The following is a 4,653-nucleotide window of genomic DNA, read 5'->3' on the forward strand; positions in this document are numbered from 1 at the left end:
GCCACGCGAGACTCGAGGGCGGCGACCGTCGGGTCCTCGCCGAAGACGTCGTCGCCCACGGGGGCCTGCGCCATCGCGGTGCGCATCGCCTGTGTCGGCTGGGTCAACGTGTCCGAGAGCAGGTCCGCGACCCAGCGACGCGGCATACCGAGCTCCGCTGCGGACGCCACGGCCATGCTCACGGCTCGCGGCTGAGCATCTCGGCGACGAGGAACGCGAGCTCGAGACTCTGCTGGTGGTTGAGCCTCGGGTCGCACACGGTCTCGTAGCGCTTGTTGAGGTCGGCGTCGAGGATCTTCTCGGAGCCCCCGAGGCACTCGGTGACGTCGTTGCCGGTGAGCTCGACGTGGAGCCCGCCGGGGACGGTCCCGAGCGACTGGTGGACCTCGAAGAAGCCGCGCACCTCCTCGACGACGTCCTCGAAGTCGCGCGTCTTGTAGCCGGACGCCGACTCGAAGGTGTTGCCGTGCATGGGGTCGCAGATCCACGTGACCGCCGCGCCGCTGGCGGTGACCTTCTCGACGACGGGCGCGAGCGCCTCGCGGACCTGCCCGGCACCCATGCGGGTGATGAAGGTGAGGCGGCCGGGCGTGCGGTCGGGGTCGACGAGGTCGATGATCCGCAGCAGGTCGTCGACCTGGGCCTGCGCCGAGACCTTGACGCCGATGGGGTTGTGGATCCGACTGACGAAGTCGAGGTGGGCGCCGCCGAGGTCACGGGTCCGCTCACCGATCCAGATGAAGTGGCCGGAGGTGTCGTAGAGGTCGCCGGTGCGCGAGTCGACGCGCGTGAGCGGACGCTCGTAGTCGAGGATGAGCGCCTCGTGCGCGGCGAAGAACTCGGTCGTCCGCATCGCCTCGAAGTCGGCGCCACAGGCGGCCATGAACTTCATCGCCTTGTCGATGTCGCGGGCCAGCTTCTCGTAGCGCTGGTTGGCGGCGTTGGCGACGAAGCCGCGGTTCCAGTCGTGGACGTGGCGCAGGTCGGCGAAGCCACCGGTCGTGAAGGCTCGCACGAGGTTGAGCGTCGCGCTGCTCGCGTGGTAGGCCCGCACGAGGCGCTGCGGGTCGGGGTGGCGCGCCTCCGGCGTGAACTCGAAGTCGTTGACCATGTCGCCGCGGTAGGCCGGCAGGGTCACGCCCTCGCGCGTCTCGGTGTTGCTGCTGCGCGGCTTGGCGAACTGGCCCGCCATGCGCCCGACCTTGACGACCGGGACCGACGCGCCGTAGGTGAGGACGGCGGCCATCTGGAGGATCGTCTTGATCCGGTTCTTGATGTTGTCGGCGGTCGCGCCGGCGAAGGTCTCGGCGCAGTCGCCGCCCTGGAGGACGAACGCCTCACCGCGGCTCGCCGCGGCCATCCGGTCGCGCAGCACGTCGCACTCGCCGGCGAACACGAGCGGCGGATAGGTCGAGAGCTCGGTGACGGCCGTCTCGAGCGCGGACGCGTCCGGCCACACCGGCTGCTGCGCAGCGGGCAGGTCGGGCGTCGACTCGAGGAGCGTGCTGAGGTCGGGGCCGGTGGTCGTGCTCACGCGACCAAGGATAGGCGCGTCTCGTCAGGTGACCTGCGGCGCCCGTATGCCGGTCAGCCGCGGTCGTGCTGCCGCCGCACCTCCCAGCCCGGTCAGGCGTCCTCGAGGCCCCGGGCGAGTGCGAAGCGGACGAGCTCGACCCGGTTGTGCAGGTGGAGCTTGCCGAGCGTGTTCTGCACGTGGTTCTGGACGGTGCGGTGCGAGAGGACGAGCTCGGCCGCGATCTCCTTGTAGGACATGCCCGTCGCCACGAGTCGGAGCACCTCGGTCTCGCGGTCGGTGAGCTCGGGGATCGGCCGGTTGCTGGGTGCGGGGGCGGACTCCTCCTCGGGCCCGCCGGCCGCCATCCGTCGGAACTCGCCGAGGACGAGGCCGGCGAGCCCCGGCGTGAAGACGGCCTCACCGCGGGCGGTCGCGGCGACGGCGTCGACGATCTCCTGGCCCGAGGCGGACTTCACGAGGTAGCCGGTCGCGCCCGCCTTGATCGCGGCGAGCACGTCGAGCTGCTCGCCGCTGGCCGAGAGGATGAGCACGCGCGTCTCGAGGTCCCCGAGGGCGCGGCAGACCTCGTCGCCGCGCAGCCCGGGGAGGTTGAGGTCGAGGACGAGGACGTCGGGACGGGTGGCCCGGGCCCGGCGCACCGTCGACGGGCCGTCGGCGGCCGTGGCCACGACGTCGAGCCCGGCCTGGGCGAGGTCGCGCTCGAGGGCACCGAGCCACAGCGGGTGGTCGTCGGCGACGAGGACCGTCGTCCGCCGGGCGGCGGCGTCGCCGCCCGCAGTCGTCACGTCCTCGGCCGCGGGGGCGGAGGTGGGATGGTCGCTCATGCAGGCTCCTTGCGCGGCACGGTGATGACGACCCGGCAGCCGGCACCGGGTCGGGTGATGACGTCGGTGGTGCCGCCGAGGTCGCGCACGCGCGCGACGATCGACTGGCTCACGCCGAGGCGTCCGCGTTCGGACGCCGACAGCAGGTGGGCAGGCTCGGCGCCGACCCCGTTGTCGCGCACTGTGACCGTCACGGTGTCGCCGTGGTCCTCGAGGAGCAGCCAGGCCCGTGCGTCGTCGCCCGCGTGGCGGCTCACGTTGTCGAGTGCGGCGGAGACGGCGGCATCGAGCTCCTCGGCGCGGTCCTGCTCGAGCGGCACCGGGCCACCGGGCAGCGAGACGCTCACCCGCTCCCCCTCGTGCGCGCCGAGGAGGAGGCGAAGGTCGCGACGGATCTCGCCCTCGACGGACGCGGCGAGCCGCGGCCCGACGACGTCCTGGGCCACGAGACGTCGCAGGGCACGCTCCTGGTCGGCGGCGAGCGCACCGAGCTCGGCCCCCTGTCCGCCCATCTCGTCGCCTCGTCGGTGGATGAAGGCGAGGGTCTGGAGGACGCCGTCGTGGACGACCCGGGCGAGGCGCTCCCGCTCGCGCAGCCGCTCGCGCTCGGCGACGACCTGCTCGTAGCGGTGGAGCCCGGCGCGACCGAGGTCGACCGCGAGCCCGATGAGGCCGCCGAGCAGGAAGAGCAGGAAGATGTTGTGCCAGGTGCCACCGTTCGGGGTGCGAATCTCGATGAGGTCAGCGGCCGCGATGATCCCCGCCACGACGAGCCCGCCCTTGCGGCCGTGCAGGACGGCGGCGCCGACGACGCACCCCGCCGCCCAGAACGTGGGCAGGGTCAGGGTGCCGCCGACGACGTCCTCGGGGCGGTCGGCGAGCAGCGTGGCGAAGATGCCGCCGACGGCGAGCGCCACCTCGACGCCGAGCAGCCATGTCGTGCGTCGCCGGTAGACGAGGAGCAGCAGGCTGAAGCCCATGAGGACCGCGATGACGGTGAACGCCACCCAGGGTCGAGGCATCGTCTCGTGACGGTTCCAGACGAGGATGCCTGCATACAGGGCCGCCGCCGGGCGGAAGACGTCGAGCCCGCGGGAGAACGCCTCGACGATGACCGGCTCGGCACGCCCGGTGCGCACCGAGGTGCGCGTCACCCCGAAGAGCGCCCCCCGACGCGGTCCCGGGTCAGCCGGCACGCTGCTCGTCGGCACCACGGGTCCCGTCGCCGTCCTCGGCGGCGTCGAGCTCGCGCTCGAGCTCGTCGACGGCCCGGCCGGGCTTCTCGGCCTCGGCCTGCTCGCGCTGCAGGATCCGCTTGGCGCGCGTGATCCGGTCCTTCATCGAGCCGGCATACATGTCGACGTACTCCTGGCCCGAGAGCTCCATGAGCGCATACATCACCTCGTCGGTGATCGAGCGCAGGACGAAGCGGTCGTCCTCCATGCCCTTGTAGCGGGAGAAGTCGAGCGGCTTGCCGATCCGCACGCCGACGCGCATGACCTTGGGGATGACCTTGCCGGTCGGCTGCGCCTTGTCGGTGTCGATCATCGCGACGGGGATGACCGGGACACCGGCTTCGAGCGCCATCCGGGCGACGCCGGTCTTGCCCTTGTAGAGGCGGCCGTCGGGCGACCGGGTGCCCTCGGGATAGAGACCGAGCAGCTCGCCACGGCGCAGGATGCGCAGGCCGGAGCTGAGGGCGGCCTCGCTCGCCTTCCCACCCGAGCGGTCGACCGGCACCTGGCCGACGCCCTTGAAGAACGCAGCCGTGAGGCGCCCCTTGAGGCCGACGCCGGTGAAGTAGTCGGCCTTGGCGAGGAAGGTCATCCGCCGCGGCACGACGAGCGGCAGGAAGATCGAGTCGGAGAAGGAGAGGTGGTTGCTCGCGAAGATGGCGCCACCGGTCTCGGGGATGTTCTCCTCACCCTCGACCCACGGCCGGAACAGGATCCGAAGGATCGGTCCCAGGAACACCGTCTTGAGCACCCAGTAGAACACCAACGTCCCTTCCCTCGATTCGGGACGACTCTAGTGCACGGGCAGCCGCCGCCCGGCGGACTAAAGCGGAGCCGGGACGCGTTGCCGATGGCGTTCCCGGTCACGGTCGACGCGTGACGTGGCACGATTCTCCTGACCGCCCGAGACACCGTGAGGCAGCCATGAACGACCGTGACATCGACGCGGAGTTCGACGCGATCGTCGCCCGATGGGACGAGGCGGCGGACGCTCCGCCGGAGTCGCCGTCGCCCGCCGCCCCGACCCCGCGGGCCACCCCGCCGGCCCCGCCGGTCG

General features: G+C 72.0%; 5 protein-coding genes. All 5 read right to left on the minus strand.

Annotation, left to right across the window (positions count from 1 at the left end; genetic code table 11):
* A partial coding sequence (locus N798_RS17935; RefSeq protein ID WP_232222673.1) for a beta-eliminating lyase-related protein occupies positions 1 to 176 on the minus strand: 176 nt, incomplete at its 3' end.
* 2 nt (positions 177 to 178) lie between these two features.
* Complete coding sequence (locus tag N798_RS15690; RefSeq protein ID WP_035950357.1) at positions 179 to 1,534, minus strand: class II 3-deoxy-7-phosphoheptulonate synthase; 1,356 nt, start codon at positions 1,532 to 1,534, stop codon at positions 179 to 181.
* 92 nt (positions 1,535 to 1,626) lie between these two features.
* Positions 1,627 to 2,361 (minus strand): response regulator, encoded by a 735-nt coding sequence (locus N798_RS15695; RefSeq protein WP_229708870.1) that lies wholly within the window; start codon positions 2,359 to 2,361, stop codon positions 1,627 to 1,629.
* Positions 2,358 to 3,572, minus strand: a complete 1,215-nt coding sequence (gene macS, locus N798_RS15700) for a MacS family sensor histidine kinase (RefSeq protein ID WP_188450490.1) — start codon at positions 3,570 to 3,572, stop codon at positions 2,358 to 2,360. The genes N798_RS15695 and macS overlap by 4 nt, the downstream gene beginning before the upstream one ends.
* Positions 3,547 to 4,359: a lysophospholipid acyltransferase family protein gene (locus tag N798_RS15705; protein ID WP_035950359.1), complete on the minus strand. Its 813-nt coding sequence runs from the start codon at positions 4,357 to 4,359 to the stop codon at positions 3,547 to 3,549. Before N798_RS15705 ends, macS begins: the two co-directional genes overlap by 26 nt.
* Positions 4,360 to 4,653 lie beyond the last annotated feature (294 nt).

It is taken from the genome of Knoellia flava TL1, from assembly GCF_000768675.1.
GTDB lineage: Bacteria > Actinomycetota > Actinomycetes > Actinomycetales > Dermatophilaceae > Knoellia > Knoellia flava.

What these genes read in the sequence shown, in the direction of transcription:
- N798_RS15695 (WP_229708870.1), bottom strand. Translation starts at nt 2,361, where the DNA reads ATGAGCGACCATCCCACCTCCGCCCCCGCGGCCGAGGACGTGACGACT.